Annotated in this window: 17 protein-coding genes and 1 pseudogene; 15 read left to right on the forward strand and 3 right to left on the reverse strand. The window is 55.1% G+C overall.

Annotated features, from left to right (window positions below; translation table 11 throughout):
• Window positions 1–3: 3 nt before the first annotated feature.
• Complete coding sequence (gene doeA / locus OEZ49_RS20850; RefSeq protein WP_263390096.1) at window positions 4–1,179, reverse strand: ectoine hydrolase DoeA; 1,176 nt, start codon at window positions 1,177–1,179, stop codon at window positions 4–6.
• Window positions 1,180–1,295: 116 nt separating this feature from the next.
• Between doeA and OEZ49_RS20855 the strand changes: the two genes are divergently transcribed.
• Both OEZ49_RS20855 and OEZ49_RS20860 read left to right on the forward strand, forming a co-directional pair.
• Window positions 1,296–1,754, forward strand: coding sequence for an Lrp/AsnC family transcriptional regulator (locus OEZ49_RS20855; RefSeq protein ID WP_263390097.1), 459 nt, complete (start codon window positions 1,296–1,298; stop codon window positions 1,752–1,754).
• A 97-nt stretch (window positions 1,755–1,851) separates the two neighbouring features.
• Window positions 1,852–3,780, forward strand: a complete 1,929-nt coding sequence (locus OEZ49_RS20860; RefSeq protein WP_263390098.1) for an acyl CoA:acetate/3-ketoacid CoA transferase — start codon at window positions 1,852–1,854, stop codon at window positions 3,778–3,780.
• A gap of 39 nt (window positions 3,781–3,819) precedes the next feature.
• Here the strand turns inward: OEZ49_RS20860 and OEZ49_RS20865 are convergent, their stop codons facing one another.
• Window positions 3,820–4,251, reverse strand: a complete 432-nt coding sequence (locus OEZ49_RS20865; RefSeq protein WP_263390099.1) for a MarR family winged helix-turn-helix transcriptional regulator — start codon at window positions 4,249–4,251, stop codon at window positions 3,820–3,822.
• Between the two features lie 149 nt (window positions 4,252–4,400).
• Here OEZ49_RS20865 and OEZ49_RS20870 point away from each other — a divergent pair, with 149 nt between their 5' ends.
• On the forward strand, window positions 4,401–6,341 hold the full coding sequence (locus OEZ49_RS20870; protein ID WP_263390100.1) for an FAD-dependent monooxygenase: 1,941 nt from the start codon (window positions 4,401–4,403) through the stop codon (window positions 6,339–6,341).
• On the opposite strand, the gene OEZ49_RS20875 is transcribed toward OEZ49_RS20870, so the two are convergent.
• The gene (locus OEZ49_RS20875; protein ID WP_263390101.1) at window positions 6,342–7,469 is read right to left on the reverse strand and encodes an aminotransferase; all 1,128 of its coding nucleotides are present in this window, start codon (window positions 7,467–7,469) and stop codon (window positions 6,342–6,344) included.
• 675 nt (window positions 7,470–8,144) lie between these two features.
• Between OEZ49_RS20875 and OEZ49_RS20880 the strand changes: the two genes are divergently transcribed.
• The 12 genes and pseudogenes from OEZ49_RS20880 to OEZ49_RS20935 all read left to right on the forward strand — a co-directional run bounded on the left by OEZ49_RS20880 (window position 8,145) and on the right by OEZ49_RS20935 (window position 19,004).
• Window positions 8,145–8,315: a Flp family type IVb pilin gene (locus OEZ49_RS20880; RefSeq protein WP_263390102.1), complete on the forward strand. Its 171-nt coding sequence runs from the start codon at window positions 8,145–8,147 to the stop codon at window positions 8,313–8,315.
• Between the two features lie 147 nt (window positions 8,316–8,462).
• Window positions 8,463–9,272, forward strand: coding sequence for a Flp pilus assembly protein CpaB (gene cpaB, locus OEZ49_RS20885; RefSeq protein ID WP_263390103.1), 810 nt, complete (start codon window positions 8,463–8,465; stop codon window positions 9,270–9,272).
• A 74-nt stretch (window positions 9,273–9,346) separates the two neighbouring features.
• Window positions 9,347–10,867 (forward strand): Tad domain-containing protein, encoded by a 1,521-nt coding sequence (locus OEZ49_RS20890; RefSeq protein WP_263390104.1) that lies wholly within the window; start codon window positions 9,347–9,349, stop codon window positions 10,865–10,867.
• A gap of 4 nt (window positions 10,868–10,871) precedes the next feature.
• Complete coding sequence (locus OEZ49_RS20895) at window positions 10,872–11,378, forward strand: TadE/TadG family type IV pilus assembly protein (protein ID WP_263390105.1); 507 nt, start codon at window positions 10,872–10,874, stop codon at window positions 11,376–11,378.
• The gene (locus OEZ49_RS20900; protein ID WP_263390106.1) at window positions 11,375–12,070 is read left to right on the forward strand and encodes a TadE family protein; all 696 of its coding nucleotides are present in this window, start codon (window positions 11,375–11,377) and stop codon (window positions 12,068–12,070) included. The genes OEZ49_RS20895 and OEZ49_RS20900 overlap by 4 nt, the downstream gene beginning before the upstream one ends.
• A gap of 26 nt (window positions 12,071–12,096) precedes the next feature.
• Window positions 12,097–13,311, forward strand: a complete 1,215-nt coding sequence (locus OEZ49_RS20905) for an AAA family ATPase (protein WP_263390107.1) — start codon at window positions 12,097–12,099, stop codon at window positions 13,309–13,311.
• 15 nt (window positions 13,312–13,326) lie between these two features.
• The gene (locus OEZ49_RS20910) at window positions 13,327–14,718 is read left to right on the forward strand and encodes a CpaF family protein (RefSeq protein WP_263390108.1); all 1,392 of its coding nucleotides are present in this window, start codon (window positions 13,327–13,329) and stop codon (window positions 14,716–14,718) included.
• 4 nt (window positions 14,719–14,722) lie between these two features.
• Window positions 14,723–15,694 (forward strand): type II secretion system F family protein, encoded by a 972-nt coding sequence (locus OEZ49_RS20915; RefSeq protein ID WP_263390109.1) that lies wholly within the window; start codon window positions 14,723–14,725, stop codon window positions 15,692–15,694.
• A 10-nt stretch (window positions 15,695–15,704) separates the two neighbouring features.
• On the forward strand, window positions 15,705–16,706 hold the full coding sequence (locus OEZ49_RS20920; protein ID WP_263390110.1) for a type II secretion system F family protein: 1,002 nt from the start codon (window positions 15,705–15,707) through the stop codon (window positions 16,704–16,706).
• Window positions 16,707–16,906: 200 nt separating this feature from the next.
• The gene (locus OEZ49_RS20925; RefSeq protein ID WP_263390111.1) at window positions 16,907–17,755 is read left to right on the forward strand and encodes a helix-turn-helix transcriptional regulator; all 849 of its coding nucleotides are present in this window, start codon (window positions 16,907–16,909) and stop codon (window positions 17,753–17,755) included.
• Window positions 17,745–18,233: an A24 family peptidase gene (locus OEZ49_RS20930; RefSeq protein WP_263390112.1), complete on the forward strand. Its 489-nt coding sequence runs from the start codon at window positions 17,745–17,747 to the stop codon at window positions 18,231–18,233. The genes OEZ49_RS20925 and OEZ49_RS20930 overlap by 11 nt, the downstream gene beginning before the upstream one ends.
• A gap of 113 nt (window positions 18,234–18,346) precedes the next feature.
• A pseudogene (locus OEZ49_RS20935) lies at window positions 18,347–19,004 on the forward strand (IS5 family transposase).
• The last annotated feature ends 88 nt before the right edge of the window (window positions 19,005–19,092 follow it).

The raw sequence follows: 19,092 nt of genomic DNA on the forward strand, positions 1-19,092 counted from the left end.
CGCTTACCCTTTCACGAAGAGTTTTCGCGGGGTGCGGCAGAGGCATTCCACCCCGGTTTCCGTGATGACAATCGGTTCCGTGATTTCAAGCCCACCATCATCAAGCCACAAAGCGGGCATGAAGTGGAACGTCATGCCGGGTTTCAGCACACTCTTGTCGCCCCTGCGAAACGACATGGTGCGTTCGCCCCAATCCGGCGGATAGGAGATCCCAATGGCGTAGCCGCAGCGACTGTCCTTCTGAAACCCCAGCCGGTTGAGAGTCGCGTTGAAGGCGTTGGCAATGTCTTCACAGAGATTGCCGGGCCGGGCCTGTTCCAGCCCCGCCTCAACGGCCTCAAGAACAGCCTTTTCCGCATCCAGGTATTTTTGCGGCGGCTTACCCAGGAACAAGGTGCGCGACTGCGGGCACTGATAGCGCCGATAGGATCCGGCAATCTCGAAAAACGTACTTTCACCGGTTTTCAAGGGGGTATCATCCCATGTCAGGTGCGGCGCGGTCGCATCCATACCCGACGGCGCCATCGGCACGATGGCCGGATAGTCCCCCCAATACCCATCGACGCCCGAGACCGAGGCATGGTAGATATCGGCGATCAATTCGTTTTTCCTCAGCCCTGGCTCGGCCTTCTCCAAGACCACCTGATGCATCCGCTCGACGATCCGAGCGCCGCGGCGCATATACTCTATCTCGGTCGCGGATTTCACGGCGCGCTGCCAGTTGACCAGACCCGTGGCATCTTGGAACCGGGCCGAGGGCAGGTTTTGTTGCAAGCTCAGAAACGCGGACGCCGTGAAATAATAGTTGTCCATCTCCAGACCGATGCGCGCGGCACTCAGGCCTCGTTCCGCGATCAGCGCTGAGAGGTCCTCCATTGGGTGCTTGGCCGGGTTTTGTACATAGGCGTCGTCGTAACCGCATATATTGTCCTTGGCGAGCCAGGTGGTCAGCCCGGCGCCCACCGCATCCATCGCGCGCCCCCACCAGACCGGCTCGCCTCCAAGCGCAAGAAGCACCCCTTGATGCACGTAAAAGGACCAGCCGTCATACCCCGTAAGCCAGGCCATATTGGACGGGTCAGTGACAAAAACCGCGTCCAGCCCGCGCGCGGCCATCTCAGCGCGCGTCTTTGTCAGGCGGTCGGAATATTCGGCGGGTGAGAATGGCAAATCTGGCATGAATCCTCCGGCGTTCGCGATCATCCTACGGGGATGAGGCGGGTGTTTTCTGCATGTTTCTGAGAAGCGAGTATTTTTTGTGCGCAATCTCCTGAAAATCGGGTAATTTCACCGGAATGGACCAGATGGATCGGAAAATCCTGCACCACGTGCAGCAGAACAATCAGCTCACCCATGCCGAACTGTCCGACCTGGTCGGGTTATCCCCGACCTCTGTTCAACGCCGCCTGACCAGACTTCGCACTGACCGTGTCATCACAGCCGACATCTCGGTCGTGGACCCCGAAGCAGCCGGCCGTCCGCTTTTGATGCTGGTGTCCGTCGAACTTGCACGCGAACGCGCCGACATCATTGATCGTTTCAAACGCTCGGTTCGGAACTGCGCCGAGGTGATGAGCGCCTACTACGTAACCGGGGAAACCGATTTCGTCCTGATCGTCAGCGCGACAAACATGGCCGACTACGAAGCGTTCACGCGAGAATTCTTTTACGATAATCCCGACATCAAGGGGTTCAAGACCTCTGTCGTCATGGATCGCATCAAGGCGAGCTTCCACCTTCCCCTATTGGAATGACGCACAGGTCGCCCGTGGTCGCCTGTCACTTCCAAGACTTTTGGCACTGGACAAGTTTCCCACCGGCGGAAACCATGATCAAAAGGAGGACAGCTCTATGCGTAAAAAGGTGGTCTCGGGAATGGATGCTGCCGCCTTGATCAAGGACGGCGACATCCTGACCACCTCGGGCTTTGTTGGTATCGGGGTGCCTGATGCGCTTCTAGCGGCGGTTGAGCAACGGTTCTTGGAGACGGGGCACCCAAGAGACTTGTCCCTGGTTTTCGCGGCGGGACAAGGGGATGGGGGTGAACGCGGTCTCAACCGCCTCGGCCACGAGGGGTTGCTCAAGCGCGTTGTCGGAGGGCATTGGGGCCTTATTCCCAAGGTGGCCGCCTTGGCGGTTGAGGGAAAGATTGAAGGCTGGAACCTCCCCCAAGGATGCATCAGCCAGCTCTTTCGCGATAGCGCGGCCGGGAAACCGGGAATGATGACAAAAGTCGGACTGGAAACCTTCGTCGACCCCCGCAAAGGTGGAGGAGCAATCAACGAGATCTCGACTGATCCCCAGGTCGAACTGATGACGCTCGGCGGCGAGGAGTATCTGTTTTATCCAGCACCAAAACTCACCGTAGCGCTGCTGCGTGGAACCACAGCGGACGAGTTCGGCAACATCACGATGGAGCGTGAAGCACTCGTCATAGATAACCTTGCGCAGGCCATGGCGGTAAAGAACTCTGGCGGCGTTGTGATAGTACAGGTCGAACGTCTGGCCCGGGGGCGCAGCCTTCCAGCTCGCGAAGTTCAAATTCCCGGCATTCTAGTCGATGCAGTGGTGGTAGCTCCGCCGGAACTGCATATGCAAACCTACCGAACCAGATTTTCGCACGCCTTCACCAATCGTATTCGGCCTCCGGCGGGAGAGATCCCGGAAATGCCTTTGGATGCGCGTAAGATCATCGCGCGGCGATGCGCCTTTGAACTTCCGGTGAATGGGGTGATCAATCTTGGAATCGGTATGCCCGAAGGCGTGGCCTCTGTCGCGGCTGAAGAAGGCCTTCTTGATCACGTGACCCTGACTGCCGAGCCCGGTGTCATTGGTGGCCAGCCAGCGTCGGGACTGGATTTCGGGGCGGCTGTCGATGTTGATGCCGTGATCCCCCAGAATGCGCAGTTTGATTTCTATGACGGCGGCGGACTGGACATGGCTTGCCTTGGCCTTGCCCAGGCAGACGCAACGGGAAATGTGAACGTTTCGCGCTTTGGCCCCAGGCTGGCAGGGGCCGGAGGGTTCATCAACATCAGTCAAAATGCGAAATCTCTGGTGTTCGCAGGAACCTTCACGGCGCAGGGGTTGGATATCGCCATTGAAGGCGGGCAACTCGATATCCGGGCCGAAGGGACGTCCCAAAAGTTCCTGAAAGCAGTCGAACAGGTCACGTTTTCAGGGAGCCGTGCGGCCCGATTGGGTCGGTCGGTACTCTATGTTACCGAGCGTTGCGTTTTTCGGTTGTGCCCCACCGGGCTGCAACTGATAGAGTCAGCCCCAGGCGTCGATATTGAGCGCGATATTGTGGGTCAGATGGGGTTCCGGCCTATAATCGAAGACATTCGCGGCATGGACTTGCGGATTTTCCGACCCGAACCGATGGATCTGAAGCGCGAGCTTCTTCATCTTGACCTGCCCGAGCGCATCGCTTTGGACGCCGCAACCGGGCGCCTCTTCATCAACTTCGAAAAACTTCGCATTCGTTCACCCGAAGAGGTGAAGCAGGTACAAAAACAAGTTGAGGCGGTCTGTAGCCCGCTGCCAGACAAAGTTGACGTCATCGTGAATTACGACGGCTTCCAGCTCGAAGACGAGGCTGCCAAGGACTATGCAAACATGGTCGCAGAGCTGGAGGCCCGGTTTTATCGAGCCGTGACGCGATACTCAGGCTCTGCCTTCATCCGGCTAAAGCTAGGCGAAACCTTCGCTGGAGCGGCCACGCATATTTTCGAGTCGCGCGAGGCGGCCCAGGCCTTTCTTGACCGCCCGGGTGGATAAGCAGACAGGGCTGGATCAAGCCTGGTGGCAGGCATCCCGCTAAATATCCAAAGTCAGGTTCAGCGCCTTTGCAGCCAGGTGAAGAAACTGCTCTTGTTCTTCTGCATCAAGGTCGCCCAGGATCTCTGGCTGCAACTGCTCCACGATCGGGAATACCTCCTCGTAAACCCGTTGGCCTTTGTCAGTGATCTTTACCGCACGCGCCCGCCGGTCCCGTTCATTGATTGACCGCGCGACAAGGCCCTTTTGCTCCAGCCTGTCGATGACGCCGCCAATCGTCGCACGGTCGTAAGCGATCTGTGCGGCGATGCGCGCCTGGTCCAGGCCCGGATTGGACCAAACAGCATCAAGCGCAGCGAACTGAACGGGCGTCAGGTCGTAACCGGCCGTTTGCATCCGTTGCGAAAAGACCTGGGTAGACGTCTGGTTGAGCCTGCGGATCAGATGCCCCGCCATGCCGGAAACATTCATTCTTGCCAACTCCCTCTATTCTTTCTTCCCAATAGGGTCCGTCCTGACTCTGCCAAAGGTAAAAACGTAAGTACACATATCTTTTTGCTTGGAGTTAGTAGGCATGGATACTAATTGTTGAACCGAGTGCGCCAGTGTGGAGGAAGACCATGCAATATCATGTCGATGGGTTCAGACCGGGTGACCCGAACGTCAAGGCCTCGGCCCCTGGCCACAATGAACTTCGCTCAAATTCGGTTCCAGACGCTGTGGATGTGCTGATTGCAGGCTGTGGCCCGGCCGGTCTGTGCCTTGCCGCGCAACTGGCGGGTTTTCCTGAAATCACCACGATGATCGTCGATCCCAAACCCGGCCCGATGGAGAAGGGACAAGCAGATGGCGTGAATGTCCGGTCGATGGAGATGTTTCAGGCGTTCGGTTTCGCTGAAACGGTCAAGCGCGAAGCGTATTGGGTCAACCAGACCGCTTTTTGGAGGCCGGATTCGGCCAACACCGACCACATCACCCGCGTCGGGATCGCTCAAGACGTGGCCGATGACCAATCCGAAATGCCACACACCATCGTCAACCAGGCGCGTATCCACCAGCTGTTTCTTGATATCATGAAGAACTCGCCCACTCGGCTTGCACCGCATTACGGGCTTCGGGTGATCGACCTCAAGATCGATATAGACACTCAAGAACATCCAGTGACCGTAACCTTGGAACGCATTGACGAAGATGGCCGCGCGGACGCGACGCTCAATATTCGCGCCAACTATGTCGTTGGGTGCGATGGAGCACGCAGCTATGTCCGCAGAGCGATTGGTGGCAAACTACACGGAGACGCCGCGCATCAGGCCTGGGGTGTGATGGACATCCTCGCCAATTCGGACTTCCCGGACCTACGCCGGAAATGTCTGATCCAGTCCGCGAGGGAGGGCAACGTTCTGATCATCCCTCGCGAGGGCGGTTACATGTTCCGGATGTACGTGGAACTTGACAAGTTGAACCCGGACGAACGGGTGTTGAACCGCAACCTGACCAAGGATCACATCATTGCCGCCGCTAACCGGATCATGCGCCCATATTCCATCGACGTGAAAGAAGTCGTCTGGTGGTCGATCTACGAGATCGGCCATCGCCTGACCGACAAGTTCGATGATGTCCCCGAAGGGGAAACGGCAAACCGTAATCCGCGGGTGTTTACCGCCGGCGATGCCTGCCACACCCATAGCCCGAAGGCTGGTCAGGGAATGAATGTATCCATGGGCGATACGTTCAACCTTGGCTGGAAACTGGCACATGTGCTGACGGGACGGTCGGATGCGCGCCTGCTGCATAGCTACTCGGCCGAACGCCGCGAAGAGGCGCGGCGCCTAGTCGAAACTGACCACAAATGGGCGCGAATCATGAGCGCCACTCCGGGTAAGTCCGAACTCGAGGACTCAGATATGCCACGCTTTCAGAAGCAGTTCATCGAGAACCTGGAATTCACCGGTGGACTCGCCGTCCACTATGACCCGTCGGACATCACTGCCGAAACTACGCATCAGCACTTGGCCACCGGCCAAATCGTCGGGAAACGGTTCCATTCCGCACCGGTCCTTCGGCTGTCAGATGCCAAGCCGCTGCAACTCGGTCACGTGGCCGAAGCGGACGGACGATGGCGCATCTACGCCTTTGCCGGACAGAATGATACGGGGGCCGAAGGTGGCGCTATTCACGAGCTTTGCTCTTGGCTTGAAAAAGATACCGCCTCTCCGGTCTGGCGCTATACCCGCCGGAACGATGACATCGACGGGCTCATAGACCTGCGCGCCGTTTTCCCCCACGAATTCTACTCCCTGAAATACGAGGACATGCCAGCTCTGCTCAAACCTGCTAAAGGCCGTTTTGGGCTGCGCGACTTTGAAAAGGTTTTCTGTATCGATCACAAACTGGGCGCAGACATTTATGAGATGCGCGGGATCGATCGGGCAGATGGGTGCATGATCATCGTCCGGCCCGACCAATATGTCGCGCATGTTTTGCCCTTGGGTGAATTCGATGCCCTCTCTAGGTTCTTCGACGCATTTCTCTTGCCGAGAAACGAGCGGCAAGCGGAATAGTCAGACAGAACCGTGGCGTGTCAAAAAGGCCGAGATACGTTGCAGACCGACGATCAAATCCGCCGTTGGGTTTGAATAGCCCAGCCGCAACCAGCCTTCCATGTTCATTGCGCTGCCCGGGGTCAACATGACGCCCTCTTCCCGAATAAGGGAGATACAGAACTCACGCGACGATATGGGCAAGTCGTACTTCAAAAGGGCGGTCGTGCCGGATTTTGGTGGCACCCAGCTGAGCAGTGGTTCGTTGGCAATCCATTTCCTTACAATCTGAAGGTTCTGCCGGGTGATCAGATGCGCACGCTCCATGATCTTTTCACGGTGTTCCAAAGCAACCGCAGAGAGCAGCTCGTCAATGCCGCCAACCGAAATAGTGTTGTAGTCGCGGTGCAACATCACCTCACGCAACAGGACTGCTGAGCCAGCAACCCAACCAACGCGCAGTCCAGCCAGGGAATATGCCTTGGACATTCCTGCAGTGCTGATGCCCTTTTCATAGAGATCCGCAATGGCGGCAGTGTACCCGTCTCCTTCCTGATCGGTGCCGCGATAGACCTCGTCACACAGTAGCCATGCATCTACCGACCGAGCGATTGCCACGACCTGCTCCAGCAGTTCCCGATCCATAAGGGCACCAGTCGGGTTGTTGGGATTGTTGATGGCTATCAGGCGCGTATCGGGGCGAACCATGCCGCGCAGCTCTTCCAAATCGGGCAGGAACTGATTTTCGGGTCTGAGATGCAGCAGTTCAATTTCGGCGCCTAGGCTTTCGGGAATGGAATAGTGTTGCTGATAAGTCGGGATGACCGAGATCACGTGATCGCCACGCGATACGAGCGCATGATGTACCAGTGAATTTGCCCCGATAGTGCCATGGGTTGTCAGTATGTTGTCACGGGTCTGGGCCTCGTACAGTCCAGCTATGGCATCGCGCAAACGGTTTGATCCCTCGATCGCGCCATATCCCATCTTCATCGTTGCTAGTTCATCCAAGATACTTTCGCGGATTCCCGCCATATCGAACAATTCACCTAAGGTAATCGACTCGACACAGGTTTCGGCGAGATTGAGATCACATTTCGTCTCGAACTCGTTCATCCAAATTTCCACACCGAATGGTCGGATCTCCATCATTGTCTCCTTTCAGTAGGTTTTGCCTGTGTGGCTTTATAGACGGCTCGCGCCATGAAAATGTCTTCCAACCCAAGGTCAATGGATCGGAAGAAAACGGGTTTGTCGCCCGAAGGCGCAGGGCAAGTTAGTGTTTCTAGTTCCGCAAGATCACCGCAAATGCTGTCAGGTGACCATCCCGTCTTTGCGGCCAGCCTCATCTCACCTGCCGCAGCAGGGGTCGTGTCGCGATAGTCGCAGTAGACTTCCGCAAAGTTCAAAAAAGTTGGATGAACCTCGTGGGCGTTGATGGCGTTTGTGCTGACCGACGTCACCAGGGTGCCACTGGCAATTGTTGTTGTGTCCAGACCCGGGTGCCCGAGGATGTGCAGAGCATTACAACAGTAGCCCCGGTCACAGCGCCTTTGGCGCTGCTGACTACGCCTTCTGAGACTGCCCTCCCACCACAGAATCAAAGGCCATATGCAAGCATGGGATTCCAAAACATGGCCATTTTGGGGCACAAACAGCGCCAGAATACGCAATCTTTCAACCCCAGATTGAATTTCTTATCGGTTTGAAGGATGCCCCAACGGAGCGGTAGGCGCAAAATCAATCCAAGCTCTCAAGAAGTTGGGGGGCTTGCAATGCCGCGAACTCGGAATGCGGTTAATCCAGCAAATTAGGAGTAAAGAAATGCAGAAAATCTATGACCTCATGATCCGCCTGACCCGTGACGAGAAGGGTGCGACCATTGTTGAATACGGCGTCGCTCTGACGATCGTAACCGCCATCGCGGTTGCGACCCTGACAAATATTGGTGCGGATGTGGCCGCTCAGTTCACCGCCGCCGACGCATTGATGTAAGCGATGCTCCGACAGGACTCTGATCGCGGTGGCCACAGCCGCCGCGATCACCCCGAACATGATCACGCAGATTGATAATAGCCCCATTTGCCCGATTGGCTTTGGCGGTCCTGCGGATCGGCCTGCAAAAAGTGAAAGGAATAGAATATGAGATTTTCCGCCATTTTCACCGCATTGACAGGACTCGCTGTGGCCGGGGGATCGGTCTACTTTGCACGTGAATACGTCAGTTTCGGCCCGGCTGCCGCACAGGCTTCGACCGAAAGCGAAACAGTCAGTGTCCTTGTCGCATCGCGCGATATCTCTTTTGGCGAAGCGATCCGACCGGGAACGCTGACTACGATCGACTGGCCACGAACTGCGCTACCAAGTGGAGTATTCACCAATAGCGGGGATCTCCTGCCCACAGACGGAAGCCCTCCACGTCGTGCTCGCCGACCCATCGCTCAAGGAGAGCTGATCCTCCAAAACAAGGTTTCCGACTACGGAGAAAAAGTAACGATTGTGCAGTCTATCGGCGACAATCATCGCGCAATCGCCATCGAAGTGGACGCAGAAACCGCTGTCGGCGGTTTTGTGACACCGGGTGATCGGGTGGACATTGTCATGACAGCGGGAGCGAAGGAAAATCTTCGTGCGGTGACAATCCTGCAAAATATCCGTGTAATCGGCGTCGACCAGGAAGCCGACGTACAAACAGACCAGCCCAGCATCGCGCGCACGGTTACTGTTGCGGTCACGCCAGACCAAGGTCAACGCCTTGCCCTCGCTCAACGTGCTGGCAAACTCAGCCTGACTCTGCGTGCCATCAACGACACCGAGGACCGCGAGCTGGCGACGACGCGGTTGACCGACCTGCTTCGCGAACCAACCCCGGAAACACCGGATGAACCGGCACGACGGTCGGTGATCCGCATTCGGCGCGGAATGGATCTGACTGAATCCGTGATCAACTGACTCCGACTGAGGATACCATTGTGAAACCGGGACGCGACATTAAGGCACTCTGCCACTCCGAAGACGGGGCAATCATGGTCTTCGTAGCAGTATGCCTCTCGCTCCTGCTTGGAATGGCGGCCCTGGCCTTCGATTTTGGTCGCGTTACGACAACGCAAAGCGAACTGCAAAGCTTTGCCGACAATGTTGCGCTTGCGGCGGCTGGCGAACTTGACGGTCACGCGGACTCAATCATCCGCGCCACCAACGCCGCCGCAAATGTCATCAATGACCACCAGACATTCGGTATCCGCAACAAGGATCACACTTTGTCTGGCGTCACCGACTATCAGTTGCGGTTCTACGAAACACCCTCGAATTCGGATGTGGAACCAGGACAGCCTGGCGAGTTGCTGAATGAATCGGATGCGGACAGCGCGTTAAAAGCGGCTTTCGTCCGGGTTTCGGTGGCAACACATGAAGTGGAAACCCCTCTGGCAGCCGCGATGGCGTCGCTCCTCGATCAACCTTACCAATTTGCATCCGTGGACGCCGAAGCCGTGGCAGGTTTCACTCTGGTGGCATGTGACATCACGCCGATGTTCTTTTGCCTCCCGCAGCCAAGCCTTGAAGTCAACGAAGGACAGTTGATCAAGATGGTCAGCCAAGGTGGCGGCAGCGAAAGTTGGGGACCGGGCAATTTCGGTTTCATCCAAGTCGATGATGTTCTTGGAATCGACGAAGCGGGAGCGTGTGAAAACGCGCCTCCGGGGCAGGAAGATGCCTGCGCCCTGGCGGCTTCTCGTACCGTCTCGCAGTGTTTCAGCAAAAGAGGCGTCGAAACCAAACCAGGGCTGAGTGTCGGCAATATGATTGCCGGGTTCAATACCCGCTTTGACCGGTATGAATCGGCGGCCAATCAATTTCGCAATGACGCGAAATACGATGTGGACAATTTTGCGGCCGCACCGAACGTTTTGGATGGATGGATAACAACTTTGCAAGGCGGGACATGCGGAAATGAACCTTCACCTCCCTACGAAGTTGACGGCGAGATTGATCTGACAGCGACCGTCGGCTTGCCTCTCGATGATTGCTTTGGGAGCACGGGATCATGCCCTTCAACCCGCATCGGAGATGGAGATTTTACCTCTGGGCTTCAGACATATCTGACAGTGAACTATGGAGCCGATTACTCAGGCGAAACGCCTTCCGGCATCCCCACATGGTTCCCTGATACTGGCACGCGTTACGACATCTACAAAGCCGAGACCGCAAACCAGGTCGACTTGCAGGCCATTCTGACCGCCGCAGGTAAGGTGGAAAGTAGCCTTCCCAGTTGCCAGCCACCTTCGACGGGCGCCAGTAACGCAAACCGCCGGGTAATCATTGCCGCCGGAATCGATTGCGCGACATACGAAGATGAGTTGAACGGCGGCTCTGGCGTAGTTCCGGTTTCCAAATTTGTCGAGATGTTCCTTATCCGGCCGTCTGAGTCGGATGGTACGGGAGCAAACGCGGTCATCTACGCCGAAGTCATTCGCACTGTCGAAAGCGGGTCTGACAACAATGGCACAGGCGGCATCCTTCACGATGTCGTGCAGCTTTATAGGTAGGTCGATGAAAAAGCTTGCACACCATAGCCGAAACATAGTGACCCGTTTCTTCAAATTAGAGGACGGAGCCGCAGTGGTCGAATTCGCGATCATGCTGCCGCTGATGTTCGTTGTCTTTGCTCTGATCGCCGAAGGCGGCCGGCTTTTTTGGTCTTTCCAGAACGTCATCAGCGGCGTTCGCGATACCACGCGCCATATCAGCCGCATCGCTCCATCAGACCTTTGCGCCTCTGATCCGAGCGCCTCGATTTCTGATTTTTCCTATACGGCATCAGGGGAATTAAGCGCTCTTTCAACCGACGACATCTCCGTAAGCCTTGAAACGCTTTCTTTGGACTGCGTTGGGGTCGAGGGAGAATATCGTGTATCGCCGGTTCCCGTCGCGGTCGTGACAGCGAAACTGATCATTACAGAACTCCCGTTTTCAGTTCTGTTCCAGCTGGTTGGGGCATCCGCATTGACGACCGTCGAAACTACCGTGACCGATCGAAGCCGGGTGTTTGGGCCATGACCTATCGCGAGAGAGCATTTTTCAAGGAAGTCTTGCGTCTGAGGGGTTCTGAGGACGGCTCTACAGTCGTTGAGCTGGGTTTTGTACTGCCACTTTTTCTGTTGATTTTTCTGGGTATCGTCGACATCGGGCGCTTGGCCTTTCACTACGTGGCCGCTGAAAAAGCGGTACAGGTCGCGGCCCGAATAGCGGCGGTAAGAGCAGCGGTATGCGGAAGCCTTCCATCGACAAACGGTCGGGGCAGTTACTCCGATCCCTCGGGGCCTCGGTATGGCACGAACTGCAGCTTTGCTTCGGGCGTGTGCCTTGATCCGGAAATCGCGCCTTGCACAGGAGCTTCGGCAGCCGGAGCCGAGGCATTGGCAACTGTCAACGAGATCTGGGAAAAAGTGCAGTTTGCCGTTCCGAACGACCCGACTGCGATCTTCACCACGAGCAACCTGACCTTTGCCTATGATTTCGAACCCGGAATGAATTTTCTGGGTGGGCCATTTGTTCCCGTTGTGACCGTTACCATCGAAGAATTGCCTTTTCGGTTCGTTTCACCCCTTGGCGCTCTTGCCGGATTGGCCGCCGGGGGGGCGACAACCGAAACCGAGGCGCTAAGCGGTATAACCACAGGTTTCAAGATCTTCTCAGACTTCAGTGCAAGCCTTCCAGGGGAAGACCTCGCACGAGGCACAAACGGATGAATGAGTGATTAATGGGAGTTTCGACCATGACAATTGCAAGATCCATCGTCTTAGTTGCAGACGACGACAGCATCATAAACACCGTGACCAATGCTGTGGGGCACGTCGGCAGCTTGTCTCTAGAGGTGCGTGGCGGAACACTCGCATCTATCAACGGCTCAGCAGTAAAATTGATGAATGCGCACGATCTTATGGTCTTTCGTCTGAGTGAGCCGAACGACATAGACTTGGTCCGTTCTCTTCGCAAACAAGCCGGTCCGAAGGGCAGATTACTTGCGCTGAGCGACGAGAATATCTCTCTGTCCGACGCGCGTGCCTTGAAAAAATCCGGACTCGACGAAATTCTCCCCTTCCCCATCAGCGCCGAGGACCTGTCCGAGCAGATTGATCGTCTGGCGACCCCCAGTTCGATGCTACCCACCATTTACGCTGGTTCCGGTCGTCAAAGACTCGGCCAGGTTATCGGCGTCTGCCCGGTTAGAGGGGGCGTCGGCGCATCGACCTTTGCCACGAACCTAGCTGATCGTCTGCAAGGGCAGTCGGGTATCTTCCGCAAACAGACCCGGCACCGGGTCGCCGTTGTCGATCTCGACATGCAATTCGGAACGGTTGCATCCGGACTTGACTTGATACCTTCCAATTGGCTTTTCCAGATGGCGCGAGACAACGTAACACCAGATCGAACGTTTCTGGAGCAATGTCTGGTAACGCATTCTTCGGGTCTTGAAGTGCTCACCGCTCCCGAAGAATTCGTTCCTCTCGACGCCATCAATCGAAAGCAGATAGCCTCACTTGTCGACGCGTTGCGGACAGAGTTCGATTACGTCGTCATCGACCTGCCGCGTGTCATGATCGACTGGTTGGGAGCAATCGTGACCTCATGCAACCAGATGTTTCTGTTAACGGATATGGCTGTACCTTCGATTCGACAGGCGCATCGGCTGATCCAATTCTTCGCTCAGGAAAGGTTGGAGTTGCCACTGGAAATCATCGCGTGCCACGAAACGAAACCGATTTTTTCGACCGGACATCACGCCGAAGCGGAACAAGTCCTCGGTCGAAAGGTTGGCCATTGGCTGCCCCATGATCCTCGCCATGCAAAGATGGCGCTCGATAGGGGGCAACTACTTTCAAAAGCAGCAAACGGATCCGCCTTGTCCAAGGCCATCCGGGCATTGAGTGGCAAGATTATTGCCGAAACGTCGGACGTTGCTTCAGCAACCAACCGCAAAGCCGCATAGGGGGGAGAACGTCAGATGTTCGAGAAGTTCAGCCGTAGCGTAAAAAAGACAGACACCAATATCCATTACTTGAACGCTGAGGGCCTGGAGAATCCAGTCAGCCAAATGGAGTCCAAGAAGCAAATAGAAGATACCCGCCTCGTAGAGTGGCTGGAGCTCAAAAGCATTCTGCACGAGGCCCTTCTCGACCGTCTCAACCTCTCCGTGATTGAAAAGGTCGAACCAGATGTGCTGCGCCGGGAGGTTGCTTCGGTGGTGAGCCAAACGCTGTCCGAAAAGAGTAACCCACTGGATGCCGCTGATTTCAAAAAGGTAGTGGACGAGCTGCTTGACGAGATACTGGGCTTTGGTCCGCTCGAACCGCTGCTGGCCGACCCCACGATCAACGACATTCTCGTGAACGGCCACAGGACGGTGTATGTCGAGCGTTTTGGAATCTTGGAGCGCGTTTCAGTCCGTTTTCGCGACGAAAAACACTTACTCCGCGTGATCGACAAGATTGTAAGCCGCATGGGGCGGCGCGTGGACGAAAGTCAACCCTGGGTCGATGCTCGGCTCGAAGATGGCAGCCGGGTAAACGCCATCATCCGACCTTGTGCAATTGACGGTCCAAGTATTTCGATTCGAAAGTTCGCAGCTTCCCCCTTGACGATGAAGAAGCTGGTCGAAAACGGAGCATTGAACGAAGGCGCAGCAAGCTTCCTCCGGGCTTTGGTGAATGCGCGCCAAAATATCTTGATCGCCGGTGGGACAGGATCGGGGAAAACCACGCTGCTGAACGCTATGTCCTCATTCATCGACCGGCACGAGCGCGTCGTCACAATTGAAGACGCGGCAGAACTTCAATTGCAACAGGAACATATTGTTCGTCTAGAAACCCGTCCTCCGTCCCCATCGGGAACAGGAGCGGTGTTGCAGCGAGATCTCGTTCGCAACGCTCTTCGGATGAGGCCGGACCGCATCATCGTGGGCGAAGTCCGAGGCGCAGAGACATTCGACATGCTTCAAGCCATGAATACAGGTCATGATGGTTCGATGACCACGATCCATGCGAATTCGGCTCGGGACGCTCTGGGCCGAGTTGAACAGATGGTCACGATGATGGGTGTCGAATTTCCGGTTTCGGCAATCCGAGCACAGATCGCTTCCGGTTTGCAATTCGTGGTTCACGTTTCACGGCTGGCTGATGGTTCTCGCAAGGTGATGAGCATTTCCGAGATCACCGGTATGGAAGGCCAGGTCGTGACAATGCAGGACATATTCGTATTCCAAAAGAAGGGTCGGTCGGAAAGTGGCGAAGTCCTAGGGCATTTTGTTCCGACAGGAATCCGCCCCCAATGCTTTGATCAACTGAGAGACGCTGGCATCGACCTCGACCCGGCGATCTTCCGAAATCAAGAGGTATAGAGTAATGGAAACCCTATTCTCGAACGAATTTCTGAACTACGTGATGCTAGCGGCAGTTTTTGTCGGCACTTTCCTTTTGGTTACCGGCCTCAGCCAGTTGTTCCGACCAAGTGAAAACAATGCGGAGGCCAGGAACCGTCGGCTTCGCATGATCCAGGCTGGTGTATCCAAGGAAGAGGTTTTTGCCCTATTGCGGTCCGACGCAAACAGCGGATTGCTCAATCGGCTTCCCTTTGTTGGCAATCTGCCGAGGATGCTTTCGATGGCAGGGGTGAGCTTTTCGGCAAAGACATTTCTTGTACTTTGCCTGCTTGGAAGCCTGGCGACCGCCGCCGTAGCCTCGTTGCTCCTGCCGATTTGGCAGACTTTGCCACTGGCGTTTACTCTGGGCTTTGTTGTACCGCTGTTGGTTCTTAAAAACCATCACGATAAACGCAAGAAGGCGCTGACGGCCCAATTGCCCGATGCACTGGATCTTTTGGCCCGCGGGCTTAGGATCGGGCACCCGCTGAACGCTTCAATTTCCTCGGTGGCAAGCGAAATGCCTGATCCTATCGGGTCCGAGTTTGGCCTGATCTTCGACCAGATCAACTTCGGAGACGATCTTCCCGACGCGGTCCAGGATTTTGCTGACCGGGTAGGTAGCGAGGACGCACAGTATCTCGCGGCCAGCATCGCGATCCAGTACGGCACCGGTGGTGACTTGGCGCGGATCGTCACGGTTCTGGCAACTGTGATCCGAAAACGCATCTCGCTGCGAAACCGGATTATGGCTATCTCGGCCGAAGGAAGGCTATCAGGCTTGCTTCTGTCGATCATCCCCTTGGTAATTATAGGTATGATGTCCATCAATGCTCCCGGCTATTATACCGAGCTTAGTGACGACCCCACCTTCATCAAGCTGGCGATCCTGGTTGTTGTGCTGATGGTGGCAAACGTTTTTTGTCTCCACAAACTTGTGAATTTTCGAGTGTGAGGTCTGATCGATGGAACGCTTCCCTGAAAACTTGTCGCTGCACTTCGGTATTTCAGTTGAAACCCTTCTTTTGACGGGGCTTGGCTTGGGCGTTCTATTGCTGTTTGCATCCATAAGCCTGGCAATCACGAACCGGAACCCCGCAGCAGCCCGAATGAAAGCGTTGTATGAGACAAGACATCGCTCTCACAGCGAAAGGGGGCTGCTTCGCGAGACGGTAAAAACCCCTACGGGCGTTTTCAAGGCTGCCCTACCCGGAAAAGACTCGGACCGACGCGAACTTGAGGAGAAGATGCTCCAGGCCGGACTGAGCAATCCGAACGCGCTTTGGATTTTTACGATCGTGCGCATTGGGCTTGGTCTTTTCGTGCCGGTGATCGTAGCCGCTCTCATACTATTATCCAAACGCCCGGATTTCCCAATGCCCGGCTTAATTTCCCAGTTGTTTGCTTCAATCAGCCACCAAAACGCAATTCAAATCGTGGGTGTCTTGACTGCCATCGGGTTTTTTCTCCCCTCGGCTTGGCTTAACCGCCGTACCCGTGACCGGAAGCGTAAGATCAGCGAAGCTTTTCCAAATGCGTTGGACCTTCTACAAATCTCAGTCGAGGCTGGCTTGGGATTCGACGCTGCGATGACGCGCGTTGGAAACGAACTGGCGCAGGTTTCCCCGGACATTGCCTTCGAATTTCTCAGCACCCAACACGAGATCCAGGCCGGGCGACCACGCGAGCAGGCCTTATCCGAAATGGCCCGGCGCACAGGAGTGGACATGATCCATTCATTCGCGTCCGTTGTTCAGCAATCAATGCGGTTCGGTACAAGCATGTCAGAGGCACTGACAACTTATGCCGCCGAGATGCGCGAGTATCGTGAGACAAAGGCTCAGGAAATGGCCAACAAGCTACCGGTGAAGATGTCGGCTGTTCTGGCTGGGCTGATGCTTCCGACGCTCATGATTGTCACCGCAGCGCCTACTTTGATTCGGTACTTCCGCGGTTTTGGGTCTTGAGTATTAAGATTCGGTTAAGAATACGCGGCACTGCATCGGATTGTTTCCAGATACGACGCTCAAGACCGGAAAAAGCTTGGGAAATTCCACCCAAATTGGACTCTGCAAATCAATTTTGACAATACTGACTTTAAGTCCTTGACCAGTATTGAGAACACTTAGCAGAGGCATTGATCCGATTGTGATCAGTGAGTTGTTTCTTGAGTATTTCGTATCGCTCTTCAACTATGGAAAATCAAAAGTCGATTTCAAGGTTTTTCGAAATCGTGTCCGTTTTTTGCCAAGCCTCCCAAGGCTCAATCCCTCTGATCGAAGCGTTAAGACGAACAGGGAAAACGCTTGATGCCGAGGTAACATCTATCTGCCGGGTTGATTTTCAAACACCAGCACGCCCGGTCAAATCAATTAGTCATGAGCTTCATGGTTACGGGATAAATTGGGCCAAATCATCTGGCGTATCATTTTCCAAAAGCATCTGCGGAAGCTTTATCGAAAACATCAATATAGGTTGTATTATTACTGCCGGACCAAGCGATTTGGAAGACGAACCAGTTTTATCTGATTTCTATCAACAACGCAGGTTGATGGAAACAATCATGATACCGCTTGATCGTAAGAATGGAGTGATCGACATACTTGAGCTTAGTTTCAGGTTTCCAATCCCGAAAGCCGGGCTTGAACATCTCGAATTGATTGGCCCGGTGCTGGCAGGATGCTGGGCAGGACGATCCCTCGGCTTGTTCTCCGATGCTCTTTTGTCGCGTTCCCGAGTGGTACGCAGCCAGCAAAAACCGAGTGACATTCTTTCCGCAGAAAATCCCTTCAAACTAAGCCGTGCTGAATACCGCGTGTGCCTTTTGCTTAGCCGGGGTTTAAACAACAAGGCAGTTTTGTCCGAGTTGTCGATTACAATGGCGACACTTCGGACACATTTGGGAAACATTTACGCCAAGACAGGCGCAGCCTCGCAATTCGAGCTTGTCCACTTACTGCTTGCCTCTCCAACAACTCGCAATGTCTACCGAATTGGAACGCCAGATGTCGCTTGACATGACAGAATTTGTGCCTCTTGCATTGATCCTGCCACTTTTGGTCTGGATTGCATTTATGGACATGCAGCAGCAAACGATACCAAACAAAATTGTCTTGGGAATGCTTTTGGTTTTTGTGTTGACCACGCCCTTCTTTCTGTCGCTACCAGAGATCGGTTATCGCTTGATTGCAGCGGGGATTGTCTTTCTCCTAGGTTTCGCCGGTTTCGCATTGCGGCTTTGGGGGGGAGGGGATGTAAAGGCAATCACCGCGCTTGTTCTGTTTTTGCCAAGCGTCACGCTTTCGATATACGCTTTTGCATTCTCCCTTTCGATGTTTTTGGGCATGGTGGTTGTCTTGTCACTTCGCTCCGTTATTGGACATTCCGAAAGTCATTGGATTTCACTTCGACCCAAGGCAGGATTTCCAATGGGTGTAAGCATCGCGCTTTCCGGAATTCTGTTGCCCGTGATCGTAGTCTTGCCGTCACATTGAACTCACCAGGGGCCGAAATAGTTTACTGGTGCTGGGCATTAGGCCGTGTTGACACGAACGATCACACCGCGAGGCAAGCGTGATTCAAGTCAGTATCTGCAACGGAGACCAACTTGGCACGAGACCTGGCTTTGGACAAGGAATGGACGTTCTTTGAACGGTTTACTCCGGCTATTCACGCCCCGAATGAACGCAAGGCCACCAACCACCGCCTTGTTCTGGATGGGATTTTCTGGATCGCCAGAATCGGAGTTCCGTGGCGCGACCTGCCTGATTAGCTTGGCAAATGATCGACAGCACTGTGGCTCGCGCCCATCATCAGGGGCGGGCGCTAGAGGGGGAGCCGAGACAGGTTTTTGGCCGCTTCCGTGGCGGCCTCACGACCAAGATCCACCTCATTGTCAACGCCGCCGGTTTGCCAATGAGAACGGAAATCATGCCGGGCCAGACGTCGGGCGGCTGCGGCTTCGACCTGGTTAGGCCGGCAACCTACCCACCCCAAGCGTCTTTCTGACCGACCGTAGTTATTACGCTGACAGCATTCGAACCTCCATGAGAAACCGCGGTATCTAACCCGGCATCCCCATGCGCAAATCACCTAAGAAGCGCGTTGCCGTCGATCGGTCCTTGCATCGACTTCGCAATCTCGTCGAACGATGCTTCAATAAGCTGGAGAACGCCCGCCGCGTTGCCAATGGTTACGACAAGACCGCGGAAAGCTTCATCGACATAACATCGATCCGCCTTTCGCTGCGCCGTTTGTCAATATGACCAAAGTAATTAGTTCGTCCTGAACAACTCCCATCGGGTTGATTTTGTTTTGAAATATTACGGTATCTCTCGCGATCAGCTGCAGGGT

It is taken from the genome of Ruegeria marisflavi (genome assembly GCF_025673445.1).
Taxonomy (GTDB): Bacteria; Pseudomonadota; Alphaproteobacteria; order Rhodobacterales; family Rhodobacteraceae; genus Ruegeria_B; species Ruegeria_B marisflavi.